Genomic DNA, 16,739 nt, shown 5'->3' on the forward strand with positions numbered 1-16,739 from the left:
TTGACTATGCTGCGCGCGACAACGGAGGTGCCAGATGGCGGATATCGACAACGAGCTAGACGCAGGGGCCTTCGGCATCACCGACCGGACCGTGGCCGAGGTGCTGAACGCTGTGATGCAGGGCGATGCGGCGGCGGTGGATGCGCTTCTTGACCCGTTGCACCCTGCCGATATTGCGCATCTGATCGAACTGATCGACAGCCGCGAGCGGCGCGACCTGCTGACGCTCTGGCAGGGCGGGATCGACGGCGACATCCTGTCCGAACTTGATGAAAACCTGCGCGAAGAGATCATCCAGCAACTGGCACCCGCCGAACTGGCCACCGCCTTGCGCGATCTGGACAGCGACGACGTGGTCGATCTGGTCGAATATCTGGACGAGGACCAGCAAGAGGCCGTGCTCGACGCGCTCGACGCGAGCGACCGGATCGTGGTGGAACAAGCGCTATCCTACCCCGAGGAATCGGCCGGCCGGCACATGCAGTCCGAACTGGTGCGCGCGCCCGAACACTGGACCGTGGGCGAGGCGATTGATTACCTGCGCTCGGACGTGGTGCTGCCGGACCAGTTCTACCACATCATCCTTGTCGATCCGCGCCTCAAGGCCGTGGGCTATGTCACGCTGGGCCGTATCCTGAGCCATCCGCGCGCCACGCCCCTGCGCGATCTGACCGAAGAAACATTCCGCACCTTCCACGTCGCGCAAGGCGTGGAAGAGGTGGCGCAGGCGATCAACCATTATCACCTGATCACCGCCCCCGTGGTCGATGACGACGGCCGTGTCGTGGGTGTCATCACCATCGACGACGCGATGGCCTTCCTCGAAGAAGAGGCCGAGGAAGATATCCTGCGCCTTGCCGGTGTCGGCGAAGGCAGCCTGTCGGACAATGTCTATGAGACGACGAAACAGCGGTTTCCGTGGCTGGCGGTCAACCTGCTGACGGCGATCCTTGCGTCATTGGTGATCTCGCTGTTCGAGGAAACCATCGCGGGGCTGGTGGCCTTGGCCGTGCTGATGCCGATCGTCGCGTCCATGGGCGGCAATGCGGGCACGCAATCGCTGACCGTGGCAGTACGTGCGCTGGCGACACGCGATCTGACGCCGTCCAACGTCTGGCGGGTGATCCGGCGCGAGGCGATGGTCGGCCTTTTGAACGGGCTGGCCTTTGCCGTCGTGATGGGCGTGGTGGGCACGGTCTGGTTCGATGCGCCAATGCTGGGCGTGGTGATCGCGGTCGCAATGGTGATCAACCTGCTGGTCGCGGGGCTTGCCGGCATCGGCGTGCCTGTGGTGATGGACCGTTTCGGGATCGATCCGGCACTGGCCTCAGGCACGTTTGTGACGACCGTCACCGACGTCGTGGGCTTCTTCGCCTTTCTTGGGCTTGCCTCGATCATGCTGCTGTGATGGACAAATCCGCCGCCCGCACCGCGGCCTTTGCGCGCCGCGCTGCCGTGCATCGGCCTGATGCGGCTACCGCAGGCTATCTGAGCGAGGTTCTGGCGGGTTACCGTGGCGTCCCCTTGGCGGGTTACATGGCGATGCGCACCGAAATCGACCCGACCCCCGCCATGGCCGAGGCATCCGCCCACGGCCCCGTCGGCGTGCCGGTCATTACCGCCAAAGGCCAGCCCTTGCGCTTTCGCCTGTGGGAGCCCGATTGTGCGATGGTGCCCGGCCCTTTCGGCGCACAGATCCCCGCGACAGGCGATTAGATGACCCCGCAAATCCTGATCGTGCCGCTGGTCGCCTTCAGCCGCACGGGCGGGCGGCTTGGCTATGGCGGGGGGTTTTACGACCGCACGCTGGAACAGCTGCGCGCACAGGGTCCTGTCATGGCCGTAGGCTTTGCCTATGCCGCGCAGGAAGACCCCGCGCTGCCGATTGAGTCCACCGACCAGCCGCTGGACCTGATCGTGACCGAGCAGGGGATCATCACGCCCTGACCATCCCGCAGGTCGCTGTGTCATGGCGATATTGCGCAAGCCTCACCCGCAACTGCAGACCCGATGATGGTAATGATTTACCTTGCGTCACCACGAATGATGCAGTCTCTTCTATGCAACCTTAGGTAGAATGATTCCCACCTGAGGTTTATTTTCAGAGGAGTAGACATGAATATTCAGCTTCAAGTCGTCGGGATCTTTTACAACGTCATGTTGACGATCCCCGACACCGGCCAGACGGTCAAAGATGTCATGGATGCCGCAAGAGCCAACCCCGGTGGCAACAGCGGCAGCATCAACGGTGCGGCTGCGTTCAATTATAGCACCCATCTCGACACGCCGACATCGACGGCGACAATGTCGGCAATTGCTGCGAAATACGCATCACCTTTCCAGTCACGGGTCGAAAGAAATCACTACCCTGCAGGGCTTTATGCCTTGGCTGAATCTTTTGATCCAAACATTCCCAAGGACCAATATACGGTCTGGCAATACTATCTCTTTGACAAGAACGGGGTGTTCATGCCCGGTTCTCAGGCCGCAGAGTCGTTTGTCAGTAGGTCCGTCGACAATGTCAGCCGCGTCACATGGCGTTTGGTGACGATCCTCGGGGGGCCGACAAGCACGGAAGCGGAACTCAAAACCCTTTCAGGCCGCAACCCCGCTGTTCGCGTCGCGCCGGGTGCCTAGATCTCCCGCTTGGGTTGAATAGCGGCAGGGCTCGCAGGTTTTGCGGACCCTGCTGCGTTCGTCTCCCCTAGCACATGCCATAGCGGTCGCTGACAGCTTTACGCAGGCTTTCTGCCTGCTACCGGCAATACGACCCGTAAATGACCTGACAGGATGAACGGCAGGCATGTCCCCAATCCCGACCAGCCCTGCGCCCCACAGGATTTCTATGTCGGCTACCTGCGCGTCCCGCCTAAACCCATACTGATCATCGTCGGAGCCCAAATATCCCCGCCGGAGGCTTAAAAGTTTCTCAGCACTCAGCTTTCCGAAAACGCCGCCATCACGGCGTCGGACGCCTCGAAATTCGCGGTGACGCGCTGCACGTCGTCATCGTCTTCCAGCGTGTCGAGCAGTTTCATCAGCTTGGCCAAACCTTCGGCATCGACCTCGGTGGTCATGTTGGGCTTCCAGATCAGCTTGGTCGAGATCGATTCGCCCAAGGCCGGTTCCAGTGCGTTCGACACTTCGGCAAGGTCCACATCCGCACAGTAGATGACGTGGTTGTCCTCGTCGCTTTGCACATCCTCGGCACCCGCCTCGATGGCGGCCATCATCACCGTATCGGCATCCGCGACGGAAGCCGGATAGACGATCTCGCCCTTGCGGTCGAACATGAAGGCGACCGATCCGGTCTCGCCCAGATTGCCGCCGTTCTTGGTAAAGGTGGACCGCACGGTCGATGCGGTGCGGTTGCGGTTGTCGGTCATCGCCTCGACGATCACGGCAATCCCGCCGGGGCCATAGCCTTCATAGCGGATTTCGTCGTAATTCTCGGCATCGCCGCCTTGCGATTTCTTGATCGCGCGGTCGATCACGTCCTTGGGGCAAGAGTTCGATTTCGCCTCTTTCACCGCCAGCCGCAGGCGCGGGTTCTTCTCGGGATCAGGGTCGCCCATCTTGGCGGCCACGGTGATTTCCTTGGCCAGCTTGGAAAACAGCTTGGAGCGCAGCTTGTCCTGCCGGCCCTTGCGGTGCTGGATATTCGCCCATTTGGAATGGCCCGCCATCGGAAACCTCTTGTCATCTCAGGTGTAAATCTGCGCCTCTATAAGACAAGCGCAAGGGCAGGGGCAAGCCCGCTCACAAAGGCCAGACCAGCGGGATCACAAAAGACACGACGGGTGCAAGTGTGACATTCAGCGGGATACCGAAGCGCAGGAAATCGGCGAACTTGTAACCGCCCGGCCCGAAGACCAAGGTATTCGTCTGATAACCGATGGGTGTCGCGAAGCTGGCACTGGCCGCGATCATCACAGCCACGACCAGCGGGCGGGGGTCCACGCCCAACGCCACCGCCAGTCCGATAGCGATGGGCGTCATCACGACGGCGACGGCATTGTTGGACACCATCTCGGTTAGCAGACTGGCCAGTGAATAGACCGCCAGCACCACCAGAAACGGCGGCAGCGCCATCATATAGGGTGAGGCAGCGTTTGCGATCATCTCGACCGCCCCCGAGGATGACAGCGCCGATCCTACGCCCAGCATGGCAAAGATCAGCGCCAGCAACCGGCCTTCGATGAATGAAAACGCCTCGTCCGCGTCAATGCAGCCGGTTATCAGCACGACCGTCACACCGATCATCGCCAGCATCAGGATCGGGGCCACGTTCAGAGCGGCCAGTCCGACGATGGCCAGCAGAACCACAACGGCGACCGGGGCATGCCCTCGCCTGTAAGCGCGCTGCGACGGGGCCGACACATCGCCGAGGTTCATATCCTCGGCCAGACGCTGGATATCGGCGGGCGCACCTTCAAGCAGCAGGGTATCGCCCACGCGCACGGTCATATCGTCGATCTGCTGGCTGATATTGGCGTCGCGCCGATGCACGGCCAGCGGATAGACCGCATAGCGCCGCCGCAACCGCAGCGACCCAAGACGGCGGTCAGCCATCTTGCAGTTGGGGGTAATCAGCACCTCAACCGTGGTGGTTTCCACAGCTGAGATCTGATCGACGCGGCGCAATTCCTTGTTAGCCTGAAGCGACAACAGTTCCGTCATTTCCGTGCGCAGGATCACGCGGTCACCCACCTGCAAGGTCACATTCGCAAGATCACGCCGCAGCGACAGATCGCCCCGCACCACGTCGATCAGGCGCACGCCGTCGCGCTTGAACAGCTGCACACCGGTCACATCACGCCCGATCAGGTTGCTGTCGGGGGGGATCACCGCCTCGGAGAAGAACTTTTTCTTGGACCGGTCCGACAGCATCGTGGCCATGCTCTGCCGGTCGGGCAACAGGCGCGGACCCATGAAATACATATAGGTAAAGGTCCATGCTACGACGACCAGCCCGACGGGCATGATCTCGAGAATCCCGAAAGGTTCCATCCCCGCGGCCCGCGCGACCCCGTCCACCAGCAGGTTCGTCGATGTCCCGATCAGGGTCAGCGTGCCGCCCACAATGGCAGCATAACTCAGCGGGATCAGCAGCTTAGAGGCCGAAACTCCCAAACTGCGCGAAAGCTGGATAAAGACAGGGATCATGACGACGACCAGCGGCGTGTTGTTCATGATCGCACTGGCAAAGGCCACAAACAGCAGGCCACCGCCGATGGCGCGCGCAGGGCTGACCTTGGCTTGCCGCTCTGCCAACCGCGTCATTGCATCGAGCGCCCCTGTGCGCACCAAGGCCCCCACGATGATGAACATCGCCGCAATCGTCCACGGCGCGGGGTTCGAAAACGCATCCACCGCCGCCTGATAGGGCAGTACGCCCGTGACCAGCAGCACAGTGACCCCGAACATGGCCACAACCTCGGTCGGGAAGGTCTCGCGCAGGAACAGCACGAACATGCCCACGACCACGGCAAGGGTCAGCCAGGCCTCTTGCGTCTGGGACAGCGTGAAAAGGTCAGTCATGGGCCAAAGCCCGGCCTGTCACAGGCGCTTCGGCAACGCGCGGGCGCACCAGTGTCAGCCCCACCAGCATCGCGGCCAGCGCTGCCCAGACCCACAAGCTATAATGTTCGCGCAAAAGCAGCATCGCCCAGACCACCCCGAATCCTGTAACAAGATAGCTGATCTGCCCTGCAAAAACCGCTCCGCCGCGCCCGACCAGCCAGATATAGCCGGTATAGACGACAACATGGATAAGAGCACCCAGTAGCATCGTGAAGTCTGCGAGGATGAAAGGGGCCGTGGGCACGCGAAACTGGTCCGTGGCCAGCGCCAGAGGGAGCGCGATCACCACGCCGATGGCGGATGCCCCGAACAGCACCTGCACCGGATCCAGCCCCGCCGTGCCCCATTTCGCGACGATGTTGCCCTCGACCGCATAGCAGAAAGGCGCGATCAGCGCCAAAGGCAGAAAGGCGACCATGGCGCGGTCCGGCAGGCTCGCCTCGGGCAGGGCGATAAAGGCGACGGCGGCCAGCCCCAGCGCAAGCCCTACCATCCGCCGCCACGAAAAACGGTCATTGCCCAGCGCCAGCGCGATCGGAAAAGCCACCAGCGGAATGGTCGAGATCACGATGGACATGACGCCTGCCGGCAGATGGAACGCCGCGCGGTAGCTGGCGGAATTGGGGATCAGCGTGCCGAGCGTCGCGATCATCAGCCAGAAGGCCAGCGTGCGCGGTGTAACAGGCAGCCGCCCCAGCGTCCGCCAGCGCCACGTCCCAAGCAGCAGCGTGCCGGTCAGCATCTGCCAGAAGATCATGCCGAACGGTTCATAGCCACCCGTGACGGTGATCTTGGTCAGCGGCTGCGTTAGCCCCCAGCCAGCACCCAAGGCCACCAGCGCAAGGGTCAGCGTGCCGTGTTCGCGGCTCATGCAGGACCGCTCGGCGCAAGCTTGCCGCCTTGCCGGACCATTGCGACGCGGGTGGCCTTGCCGGTGCGGTCATCGGTTTCGACGTAAAGCCCCGACAGCGTGGCATCGGCTTCCGCAGGGGTGAACCGGTCTTTGGGCATGCCGGTGATGAACCGGCGCAGGGGTTCGGCCTTGTCCATGCCGATGACCGAATTGTAATCGCCGCACATGCCTGCATCGGTCTGATAGGCCGTGCCACCGCCAAGGATCATCGCGTCGCCCGTGGGCACATGGGTATGGGTGCCGACAACGATACTGGCGCGCCCGTCGCAGAAATGGCCCAGCGCCATCTTTTCGGAGGTCGCCTCGCAATGGATGTCGATCAGGCTGGCCTGCACCTGACCGCCCATCGGATATTGCCGCAGCACGGTATCAAGCGCCGAGAAGGGGTCGTCGAAGGGGCGTTTCATGAACACCTGACCCAGCGCCTGCGCGACCAGAACCTTGCGCCCGTTGGTGGCATTGAACACCCGTGCGCCGACGCCGGGGGCGGCCTTGGAAAAGTTCAGAGGCCGGATGATGCGCGGCTCCTGCGCGGCGAAAGCCAGCATGTCCTTTTGGTCGAAAGCGTGATCGCCCAGCGTGATGACATCGGCCCCGGCTTCCAGCAGCAGTTTGGCGTGCGGCGCGGACAGACCCATGCCGGATGTCGCGTTCTCGCCGTTGACCACAACGAAATCGAGCCGCCAGTCGGCGCGCAGGCGGGGCAGGTGGGTGGTGATCGCGGTCCGGCCTGACCGGCCCATGACATCGCCGAGGAAAAGTATCTTCATGCCCCTTTGGTAAGGGCGGATCGCGCCCTGTGCCAGTGCGAAAATGTCGCTGGTATCCGGCGTTTATTGGTGCGACCCAAAGACATGAGTGATTTGCAGCCAGCGCGCCCGATTGCGGGCGTCATGTGGATGGTCCTGACCGGCGTGATGTTCGTCGCCGTCACGGCCATCGTCAAACATGTGGGCGATGATGTGCCCGCCGCTCAGGCGGCATTCCTGCGCTATGTGCTAGGGCTTGTGTTCCTGTTGCCGATGATCCGCCCGATCCTCTCGGCGGGCCTGACGGGGCGGCAGATGAAGATGTTCGGGATCAGGGGTGTGGTGCATACGCTGGCGGTAATCCTGTGGTTCTACGCCATGGCGCGCATTTCCATCGCCGAGGTCACGGCGATGAATTACCTCTCGCCGGTCTATGTCTCGCTTGGGGCGGCGTTGTTTCTGGGAGAGAAATTGCCACCCCGTCGCCTGATCGCGGTGCTGATCGCGCTGGTGGGCGCGGCGATCATCCTGCGCCCCGGGATGCGCGCGGTCGAGCCCGGCCATATCGCCATGCTCGGCACGGCTGTGCTGTTTGCGGTGGGTTATCTTCTGGCCAAGCAATTGTCGGGCGAGGTGTCGGCGGCAGTCGTCGTGGGAATGCTGTCGATCACGGTCACCATCGGGCTGGCCCCTTTCGCCTATGCGGTCTGGGTCACGCCGACGATGGAACAGGTGGGCTGGCTGTTTCTGGTCGCCTGCTTCGCCACGGCAGGCCATTACACGATGACGCTGGCCTTTGCCGCAGCGCCCCTGACGGTCACGCAGCCGGTGACGTTTTTGCAACTGGTCTGGGCGGTGGTGCTGGGTGCTGTCGTCTTTGGCGAGGCGGTGGACGGCTGGGTCGTGTTCGGGGGGCTGGTCATCATGGCCTCGGTCAGTTTCATCACATGGCGCGAGGCGGTGGCGCGCAGGCAGGTCACACCCGTGGTGACGCAGACCAAGGTTTAGGGAGCGCCTGCCGGCGCGCCTCCGGCGGGAGTATTTTTGGAAAAAAGAAGTCGAAAGAGGCAGCTTACGCGGGCGCGAGGCGCGTGATGAGCGAGCTTTGCGTGATCTGGCCGATAGGAAGGCCGTTTTCCATGACTTGCAGCGCCTGTGTGCCGATCTTTTGCAGGATCGCCTGCACCGGCGTGTCGACGTCAATCTGCGGCCCGTCATTGGTGCCCGCGATCATCACGTCGCGCGCGGTCAGCACGCCGAGCGGGTTCATGTGGGCCACGAAGTCAGCGACGTAGTCGTTCGCGGGGTTCGTGTAGATATCGCGCGGCGTGCCGCATTGCACGATCCGCCCGCCTTCCATGATGGCGATGCGGTTGCCGATCTTGAAGGCCTCGTCCAGATCGTGGCTGACGAAGATGATCGTGCGGCCGCGCTGTTTTTGCAGATCGAGCAGTTCGTCCTGCAGCTTGCTGCGGATCAGCGGGTCGAGCGCGCTGAAAGGTTCGTCCATCAGCAGGATTGGCGCGTCGGTGGCAAAGGCGCGGGCAAGGCCCACGCGCTGCTGCATGCCACCCGAAAGTTCACCGACCAGCGCATCCGCGCGCTCGGACAGGCCGACCATCGCCAGTTCCTGATCGACGCGGGCATGCAGTTTGGCCTTGTCCAGCCCGGCCAGTTCCAGCCCCAGCCCCACGTTGTCGCGCACCGTGCGCCACGGCAGCAGGCCGAATTGCTGGAACACCATCGACACCGATTTCTGCCGCAGCCGCCGCAGATCGGTCGCGCTGCAATGGGTGACGTCGTAGCTGTGATCGCCGTCATGCACGCGCACGGACCCGCGCACCACGGGGTTCAGCCCGTTGACCGCGCGCAGCAGCGTGGATTTGCCGGACCCCGACAGGCCCATCAGCACAAGGATTTCGCCCTGTGCGACGGTCAGCGAACAATCGTGAACGCCCAAGACCTGATCGGTGCGGGCGATGATCTCGGCCCGGTGCAGGCCTTCGTCCATCAGAGGCAGGGCGGTCTGTGGCCGCGATCCGAAGACGATGCTGACATTGTCGAATTCAACGGCATTCATTTCTGTTTCACCCGCAACATCCGGTCGAGCATAATCGCCACCACGACGATGACGAAGCCGGATTCAAACCCCAGTGACGTGTTCACCGAATTCAGCGCGCGGATCACCGGCACGCCCAGCCCGCTGGCACCAACCAGCGCCGCGATCACCACCATCGACAACGACAGCATGATGGTCTGGTTCAGCCCCGCCATGATCTGCGGCAGGGCCGAGGGCAGTTCGACCTTGAACAGGACCTGCCTTTTGGTGGCACCAAAGGCCTGCGCCGCCTCCAGCAGGGCGGTGGGCGTAGAGGCCACGCCGAGATAGGTCAGCCGGATCGGTGCGGGCAGCACGAAGATCACCGTGGCGATCAGGCCGGGCACCATGCCGATGCCGAAAAACACAATGGCGGGGATCAGGTAAACGAATGTCGGCAGCGTCTGCATCAGGTCCAGCACCGGCACCATCGCGCGGTAAAGCCGCGGGCGGTGCGCTGCGGCGATGCCGATGGGCACGCCGATCCCCATGCAGACCACGCAGGCCGACAAGACCAGCGTCAGCGATTGCATCGTTTCGCGCCAGTAGCCTTGGTTGAGGATGAAGAAGAAGCCGAGGATGACCAGCAGTGTGGTTTTCCAGCTACGCTGCAAGACCCATGTCAGTGCCGCAAATGCCGCGACCACGACAAAAGGGTGCGGTGTCTGCAGCGCCCAGAGGATGCTGTCGATCAGCCATTCGAGTACCGCCGCAATCCGGTCGAAGACAAAGCCCAGATTGGCGTTCAGCCAGTCAAAGACCGATTTCGCCCATGGCCCTACGGGGATTTTATTGTCGGTCAGCCAGTTCACGCGACTTCCTCCGGCTTGGGGGTGAGGCCCTGATGCGGGCCTCACCTGTCAGATCACAGACCCAATGCTGCGTTCACGGCTTCCATCGCGTCGCCGCCGTCACGGGTTGTGACACCGTCCAGCCAGCCGGTCAGGATCTCGGGGTTGGCGGTCAGCCATGCGGTAGCGGCGGCCGATGGTTCGGTTCCGTCATTCAGGATCGCGCCCATAATCTCGTTTTCCATGGCCAGCGTGAATTCGAGGTTCTGCAGGAACTGGCCCACATTAGGGCAGCTTTCGACATAGCCCGCGCGCGTGTTGGTGGCCACGATGGCACCGCCCAGGTCGGGGCCGAACCAGTCATCGCCGCCTTCGAGATATTCCATATCGAAATTGGCGTTCATCGGATGCGGTTCCCAGCCAAGGAAGACAATAGGTTCAGACCGGCTCGATGCGCGGTCCACCTGTGCCAGCATCCCCTGTTCAGAGCTTTCCAGCACTTCGAACCCCGAAAGGCCAAAGGCGTCGGCGGCGATCATGTCGATGATCAGGCGGTTGCCGTCATTGCCCGGTTCGATCCCGTAAATGCGGTTGCCCAAGGCATCGGCATTGGCCGCGATATCGGCGAAGGTCGCAATCCCCAGATCGGCGGCGGCACGGTTCACGGCCAGCGTGTATTTCGCACCTTCAAGGTTGGTGCGCACGGTGTCGACGGTGCCAGCCTCGCGGTAGGGGGCGATGTCGGCTTCCATCGTCGGCATCCAGTTGCCCAAGAACACGTCCACATCGCCTTCGGCCAGCGAGATATAAGTCACGGGCACGGACAGGATCTTGGTCTCTGTCTCGTAGCCCAGCGCCTCCAGCACGACTGTCGTCGCGGCGGTGGTGGCGGTGATGTCGGTCCAGCCAACGTCGGAAAAGGTGACAAGATCGCATTCGGCAAAGGCCGGCAGTGCGGCAAAAATCGCAAGCGCCGACAGGCTTGATTTCAGTTTCATCGTGAACTCCCTGTGGTTTTTTCTTGATTGACGAGTCAATAAAGAACGAATTAGATGTTTGTTGCAACCCGAAAGAGGATCACATGCCCAAGCTAGGAATGGAACCGATCCGTCGCGCCGCGCTTATGCAGGCCACGATTGACGAAATCGGCGCTGTGGGCAACCTTGATGTGACCGTCAGCGCGATTGCAAAGCGGGCGGGTATGTCGTCGGCGCTTGCGCATCACTATTTTGGCGGCAAGGAACAGATCTTTCTGGCGGCGATGCGGCACGTTCTGCGCGTCTATGCGGCCGAAGTGCGCGAGGCTCTGCGCCGCGCACACGGATCGCGGGCAAGGGTCGAGGCGGTGATCCGCGCGGGCTTCAGTTCCGGCAATTTTCAGACCGACGTGATTGCCGCCTGGCTGAATTTCTACGTCCTCGCGCAGACATCCGAGGATGCCAACCGCCTGTTGCGCATCTACCAGCGGCGGCTGCACAGCAATCTGGTGCATGACCTGCGCCCGCTGATCGGGGATCGCGCCGAAAACGCCGCAATCCGCATCGCGGGGCTGATCGATGGGTCCTACCTGCGGCAGGGGCTCGCGCGCGGGCGAGCCGGGCCGACGGATGCGACTGAACAGGTGCTGGCGCTGCTGGCGATGGAATTGAAAGACATCACACAATGACCAAGCCGAACATCCTGATCATCATGGTTGACCAGTTGAACGGCACGCTGTTCCCCGACGGGCCGGCGGACTGGCTGCATGCACCCCATCTCAAGGCGCTTGCCGCGCGGTCCACCCGTTTCGCCAACAGCTACACCGCCTCACCGCTTTGCGCGCCCGCGCGGGCGGCCTTCATGTCGGGTCAATTGCCATCGCGCAACGGCGTCTATGACAATGCGGCCGAATTCGCCTCTTCCATCCCCACCTATGCCCACCATCTGCGGCGCGCGGGCTACCAGACCTGCCTTGCGGGCAAGATGCATTTCGTCGGCCCCGACCAGATGCACGGGTTCGAGGAACGGCTGACCACCGATATCTACCCTGCCGATTTCGGCTGGACGCCGGACTATCGCAAACCGGGCGAACGGATCGACTGGTGGTATCACAACATGGGGTCCGTCACTGGCTCCGGCGTGGCCGAGATCACCAACCAGATGGAATATGACGACGAGGTCGCCTATCACGCGACCCGAAAGCTCTATGATCTGGGGCGCGGCCATGACGCGCGGCCCTGGTGCCTGACGGTCAGTTTCACCCATCCGCATGACCCCTATGTGGCGCGCCGCAAATACTGGGATCTGTATGAGGATTGCGATCACCTGATGCCGCAGGTCGGTCCCATCCCCTATGCCGATCAGGACCCGCACAGCCAGCGCATTCTGGACGCCAACGACCGGAACAATTTCATCATCACCGATGATGACATCCGCAGGTCGCGCCGTGCCTATTTTGCCAATATCAGCTATCTGGACGACAAGATCGGTGAAATCCTGCAAGTGCTGGACGACACGCGCCAAGAGGCCACGATCCTCTTTGTCTCCGACCATGGCGATATGCTGGGCGAACGCGGCCTCTGGTTCAAGATGTGTTTCTACGACGGATCATCCCGCGTGCCGCTGATGATCGCGAGCCCCGTCATGGAACCCGGCCTGCACAGGGTCCCCGTCAGCACCATCGACGTGACGCCGACGCTCTGCGATCTGGCAGGCGTGGATATGTCCGAGGTCATGCCGTGGACCAGCGGCGAAAGCCTTGTGCCTTTGGGGCAGGGCGGCACCCGCGACACACCCGTCGCCATGGAATACGCCGCCGAGGCGTCACAGGCCCCGCTCGTCAGCCTGCGCTACGGCAAATGGAAATACAATCGCTGCACGCTCGACCCCGACCAGCTGTTCGACATGGACGCGGACCCGCAGGAACTGACCAATCTGGCGGACCACCCCGCCCACCAAGGCACGCTGATGCAGCTGCGCGCCAAGGCGGACGCCCGCTGGGACCTTACCCGTTTCGATGCCGATGTGCGCCAGAGCCAAGCCTGCCGCTGGGTCGTCTACGAGGCCCTGCGCAACGGCAACTATTATCCGTGGGATTACCAGCCGCTGCAAAAGGCATCTGAACGCTACATGCGCAACCACATGGACCTCAACGTGCTCGAAGAAAACCAGCGGTTCCCGAGGGGTGAGTAAATTGTCACAAGAAAAGGTCCACTGCTGTGACATCATGGCGAAATACATCGAACCCAATTGTGCGCACCATCCCAACCCCTTCGACTGCGAAGATGCGCTTGTGAAATACAACCCGCGATTTGACAGCTACGCGCTCTACGCGCGGTTTGGGTCAACGTGGGTCACTTCGATCAATTATTGCCCGTGGTGTGGTGACAAGAAGCGGGACCTAAGCGACCTGTATTTTGATCGCATGGATGCCATGGGGATTGAAGATGCGCTTTCGGGTGAAGTGCCCGAGGCGTTCCAAACCGCTAAATGGTGGAGAGACGAGGATTTATGACGACCCAACCCAAAGCCAGCCATTTCATCGATGGCCACTACGTCGAAGACACCGCCGGTGACGTGATCGAGGTGGTCTATCCCTACACCGGCGAGGTGATCGCCACACTGCACGCCGCGACCCCAGCGATTATCGAACAGGCGCTGAATGCCGCCAAGCGCGCGCAAAAGGAATGGGCCAGCTGGACCGGCACGCAGCGTGGCCGCGTGCTGCGCCGCGCCGCCGATATTATGCGGGACCGCAACCACGAACTCTCGATGCTGGAAACCTATGACACCGGCAAACCCTATCAGGAAACATCCGTCGCCGATGCCACATCCGGTGCCGATGCGTTCGAATACTTTGGCGGGCTGGCGGGGAGCATCACCGGCGAACACATCCCCTTGGGTGACAATTTCGTCTATACCCGCCGCGAACCCTTGGGCGTTTGCGTCGGCATCGGCGCGTGGAACTATCCCACCCAGATCGCCTGCTGGAAAGGCGCGCCTGCGCTGGCCTGCGGCAATGCTTTGGTGTTCAAACCCTCCGAGGTGACCCCGCTTTGCGCGCTGAAAGTCGCGGAAATCCTGATCGAGGCAGGCGCGCCCGCAGGCGTCTATAACGTGATCCAAGGCTACGGCGCTGTCGGGGCAGCCCTCATCACCGATGCGCGCGTCGACAAGGTATCGCTGACAGGCTCGGTCGCGACAGGCCGCAAGGTCTATGCCGCCGCCGCCGAAGGCGTGCGCCATGTCACGATGGAGTTGGGGGGCAAATCCCCGCTCGTCATTTTTGATGATGCCGATCTGGATGCCGCCGTCTCGGGCGCGATACTGGGCAATTTCTATTCCTCGGGGCAGGTCTGTTCCAACGGCACGCGGGTTTTCGTGCAAAAGGGCATCAAAGCGGCGTTTCTGGCCCGCCTGACCGAACGTCTGCAAGGCGTCGTTATGGGCGATCCGCAGGACCCCGTCACGAATTACGGCCCGATGGTCAGCGCCCGCCAGCGCGACATCGTTAAAAGCTTCATTGCCAAAGGACAGGCCGAAGGCGCACGGCTTGTCACCGGCGGCACGATCCCCGACATGGCGGGCTTTTTCCTGACGCCCACCGTCTTTGCCGATGTCACCGACGATATGACCATCGCGCGCGAGGAAATCTTTGGCCCTGTCATGTCCGTGCTCGATTTCGACACTGAAGAAGAAGCTTTGCGCCGCGCCAACGACACGCCCTACGGGCTGGCCGCTGGCGTGTTCACCGCGGACCTCGCCCGCGCGCATCGCATGGCGGCGGGGTTCGAGGCAGGCACCTGCTACATCAACACCTACAACGATGCACCGGTCGAGGCCCCTTTTGGCGGCATGAAACTGTCCGGCGTGGGGCGCGAAAACTCCAAGGCGGCGATCAACCACTACAGCCAGATCAAGAGCGTCTATGTGCGCATGGACAAGCTCGAGGCGCCGTTCTGATGCAGGCTGATTACGTCATCGTCGGCGCTGGGTCTGCCGGTTGCGCCATTGCCTACCGTCTGGCCGAGGCGGGCAAGAACGTGCTGGTCATCGAACATGGCGGGTCCGACCGTGGCCCGTTCATCCAGATGCCTGCGGCTTTGTCTTATCCCATGAACATGAAAATGTACGACTGGGGGCTGAAATCCGAACCCGAACCGCATCTGGGCGGCCGGCAACTGGTGACACCGCGCGGCAAGGTTATCGGTGGGTCATCCTCGATCAACGGGATGATCTATGTGCGCGGCCATGCCCGTGATTTCGACCATTGGGCCGAAACCGGCGCGCAGGGCTGGGGCTATGCCGATGTGCTGCCCTATTTCAAACGGATGGAACACTGGCACGACGGCGGCCATGGCGGCGATCCAGACTGGCGCGGCAAGGACGGCCCGCTGCACATCACCCGTGGCCCGCGCAAAAACCCGCTGACCCGCGCCTTTGTCGAGGCAGGGGCGCAGGCAGGCTATCCGCTGACCGCTGATTACAACGGCGAACAGCAGGAAGGCTTCGGCCCGTTCGATGCCACGATCTACAAAGGCCACCGCTGGTCCGCCGCCAGCGCCTATCTGCGGCCCGCGCTGACGCGGCCCAACTGCACGCTGACCCGCGCCTTTGCCCGCCGTATCGTGATCGAGAATGGCCGCGCTGTCGGCGTGGAGGTATCGCGCGGCAAGAAAATCGAGGTCATCCGCGCGAATGTCGAGGTCATCATCGCCGCCTCGCCACTGAATTCGCCCAAACTGCTGATGCTGTCAGGGATCGGCCCAGCCGCACATCTGGCCGAACATGGCATTCCCGTCGTGGCCGACCGCCCCGGCGTGGGCCAGAACCTGCAGGACCATCTGGAGCTTTACATCCAGCAGGCCGCCACCAAGCCTGTCACGCTTTTTGCCTATTGGAACCTGCGGGGCAAGGCGCGGATCGGGGCGGAATGGCTGCTTTGGAAAACCGGCCTTGGCAGTTCCAACCAGTTCGAAAGCGCGGGGTTCATCCGGTCGCGGGCGGGCGTCGATTACCCAGATATCCAGTTCCATTTCCTGCCCATCGCCGTCAGTTACGATGGCAAAGTCGCGCCCGAAGGCCACGGGTTTCAGGCCCATGTCGGGCCGATGCGGTCGGCGTCGCGCGGGCAGGTCACGCTGCGGTCGTCTGATCCGAACGATAATCCGCGCATCCAGTTCAATTATATGTCCGACCCGCAGGACTGGGTCGATTTCAGGGCCTGCATCCGGCTCACGCGCGAGATTTTCGCGCAACCTGCCTTTGATGAGTACCGCGGGCACGAAATCCAGCCCGGTGACGCCGCGCAGTCGGACGCGGACCTTGACGCCTTCATCCGCGACCATGCCGAAAGCGCTTATCACCCCTGCGGGACCTGCAAGATGGGGGCGGTGGATGATCCGATGGCCGTGGTTGATCCCGAAACCCGTGTGATCGGCGTGGACGGATTGCGCGTGGCAGACAGTTCGATCTTTCCGCGCATCACCAACGGCAACCTGAACGCGCCCTCGATCATGGTGGGCGAAAAGGCGGCTGATCACATCCTGCAGCGCAACCCGCTACCGCCAGCCAATGACCAGCCGTGGATTCACCCCGACTGGCAGACCAGCCAAAGGTGATCTTAA

General features: G+C 62.3%; 15 protein-coding genes and 1 pseudogene. 9 read left to right on the forward strand and 7 right to left on the reverse strand.

Annotated elements, in window-relative coordinates:
- Positions 1-34 precede the first annotated feature (34 nt).
- From mgtE to VCK47_RS16150, 3 genes and pseudogenes are all read left to right on the forward strand, one after another.
- Positions 35-1,408, forward strand: coding sequence for a magnesium transporter (gene mgtE / locus VCK47_RS16140; protein WP_322891471.1), 1,374 nt, complete (start codon positions 35-37; stop codon positions 1,406-1,408).
- Positions 1,408-1,947 (forward strand): annotated as a pseudogene (locus VCK47_RS16145) (5-formyltetrahydrofolate cyclo-ligase). The gene mgtE and the pseudogene VCK47_RS16145 overlap by 1 nt, the downstream one beginning before the upstream one ends.
- Positions 1,948-2,115: 168 nt before the next feature.
- Positions 2,116-2,637, forward strand: coding sequence for a hypothetical protein (locus tag VCK47_RS16150; RefSeq protein ID WP_322891470.1), 522 nt, complete (start codon positions 2,116-2,118; stop codon positions 2,635-2,637).
- 299 nt (positions 2,638-2,936) lie between these two features.
- On the opposite strand, the gene VCK47_RS16155 is transcribed toward VCK47_RS16150, so the two are convergent.
- The 4 genes from VCK47_RS16155 to VCK47_RS16170 all read right to left on the reverse strand — a co-directional run bounded on the left by VCK47_RS16155 (position 2,937) and on the right by VCK47_RS16170 (position 7,266).
- Positions 2,937-3,686, reverse strand: a complete 750-nt coding sequence (locus VCK47_RS16155; RefSeq protein WP_322891469.1) for a YebC/PmpR family DNA-binding transcriptional regulator — start codon at positions 3,684-3,686, stop codon at positions 2,937-2,939.
- A 73-nt stretch (positions 3,687-3,759) separates the two neighbouring features.
- Positions 3,760-5,541 carry an SLC13 family permease gene (locus VCK47_RS16160; protein WP_322891468.1) on the reverse strand — a complete coding sequence of 594 codons (1,782 nt, stop codon included), beginning with the start codon at positions 5,539-5,541 and terminating at the stop codon, positions 3,760-3,762.
- On the reverse strand, positions 5,534-6,454 hold the full coding sequence (locus VCK47_RS16165; RefSeq protein ID WP_322891467.1) for a DMT family transporter: 921 nt from the start codon (positions 6,452-6,454) through the stop codon (positions 5,534-5,536). The genes VCK47_RS16160 and VCK47_RS16165 overlap by 8 nt, the downstream gene beginning before the upstream one ends.
- Positions 6,451-7,266: a TIGR00282 family metallophosphoesterase gene (locus tag VCK47_RS16170; protein ID WP_322891466.1), complete on the reverse strand. Its 816-nt coding sequence runs from the start codon at positions 7,264-7,266 to the stop codon at positions 6,451-6,453. Before VCK47_RS16170 ends, VCK47_RS16165 begins: the two co-directional genes overlap by 4 nt.
- An 84-nt stretch (positions 7,267-7,350) precedes the next feature.
- Here VCK47_RS16170 and VCK47_RS16175 point away from each other — a divergent pair, with 84 nt between their 5' ends.
- Positions 7,351-8,253, forward strand: a complete 903-nt coding sequence (locus VCK47_RS16175) for a DMT family transporter (RefSeq protein ID WP_322891465.1) — start codon at positions 7,351-7,353, stop codon at positions 8,251-8,253.
- Positions 8,254-8,317: 64 nt separating this feature from the next.
- Here the strand turns inward: VCK47_RS16175 and choV are convergent, their stop codons facing one another.
- From choV to choX, 3 genes are read right to left on the reverse strand one after another with little or no spacing between them, the layout of a single operon-like run.
- Positions 8,318-9,325: a choline ABC transporter ATP-binding protein gene (choV, locus tag VCK47_RS16180; RefSeq protein ID WP_322891464.1), complete on the reverse strand. Its 1,008-nt coding sequence runs from the start codon at positions 9,323-9,325 to the stop codon at positions 8,318-8,320.
- Positions 9,322-10,155, reverse strand: a complete 834-nt coding sequence (choW, locus tag VCK47_RS16185; protein WP_322891463.1) for a choline ABC transporter permease subunit — start codon at positions 10,153-10,155, stop codon at positions 9,322-9,324. The genes choV and choW overlap by 4 nt, the downstream gene beginning before the upstream one ends.
- A 53-nt stretch (positions 10,156-10,208) precedes the next feature.
- Positions 10,209-11,132 carry a choline ABC transporter substrate-binding protein gene (choX, locus tag VCK47_RS16190; RefSeq protein ID WP_322891462.1) on the reverse strand — a complete coding sequence of 308 codons (924 nt, stop codon included), beginning with the start codon at positions 11,130-11,132 and terminating at the stop codon, positions 10,209-10,211.
- An 83-nt stretch (positions 11,133-11,215) separates the two neighbouring features.
- Here choX and betI point away from each other — a divergent pair, with 83 nt between their 5' ends.
- Genes betI through betA form a run of 5 tightly spaced genes read left to right on the forward strand, consistent with a single transcriptional unit; the run spans position 11,216 to position 16,733 of the window.
- Entirely contained in the window at positions 11,216-11,800 is a 585-nt protein-coding gene (gene betI / locus VCK47_RS16195; protein WP_322891461.1) for a choline-responsive transcriptional repressor BetI, read from the forward strand.
- Positions 11,797-13,305, forward strand: coding sequence for a choline-sulfatase (gene betC / locus VCK47_RS16200; protein ID WP_322891460.1), 1,509 nt, complete (start codon positions 11,797-11,799; stop codon positions 13,303-13,305). Before betI ends, betC begins: the two co-directional genes overlap by 4 nt.
- The gene (locus tag VCK47_RS16205; RefSeq protein WP_416236685.1) at positions 13,298-13,627 is read left to right on the forward strand and encodes a DUF6980 family protein; all 330 of its coding nucleotides are present in this window, start codon (positions 13,298-13,300) and stop codon (positions 13,625-13,627) included. Before betC ends, VCK47_RS16205 begins: the two co-directional genes overlap by 8 nt.
- Positions 13,624-15,075, forward strand: coding sequence for a betaine-aldehyde dehydrogenase (gene betB, locus VCK47_RS16210; RefSeq protein WP_322891458.1), 1,452 nt, complete (start codon positions 13,624-13,626; stop codon positions 15,073-15,075). Before VCK47_RS16205 ends, betB begins: the two co-directional genes overlap by 4 nt.
- Positions 15,075-16,733, forward strand: coding sequence for a choline dehydrogenase (betA, locus tag VCK47_RS16215; RefSeq protein ID WP_322891457.1), 1,659 nt, complete (start codon positions 15,075-15,077; stop codon positions 16,731-16,733). The genes betB and betA overlap by 1 nt, the downstream gene beginning before the upstream one ends.
- The last annotated feature ends 6 nt before the right edge of the window (positions 16,734-16,739 follow it).

The organism is Yoonia sp. 72, from assembly GCF_034652275.1.
Taxonomy (GTDB): Bacteria; Pseudomonadota; Alphaproteobacteria; order Rhodobacterales; family Rhodobacteraceae; genus Yoonia.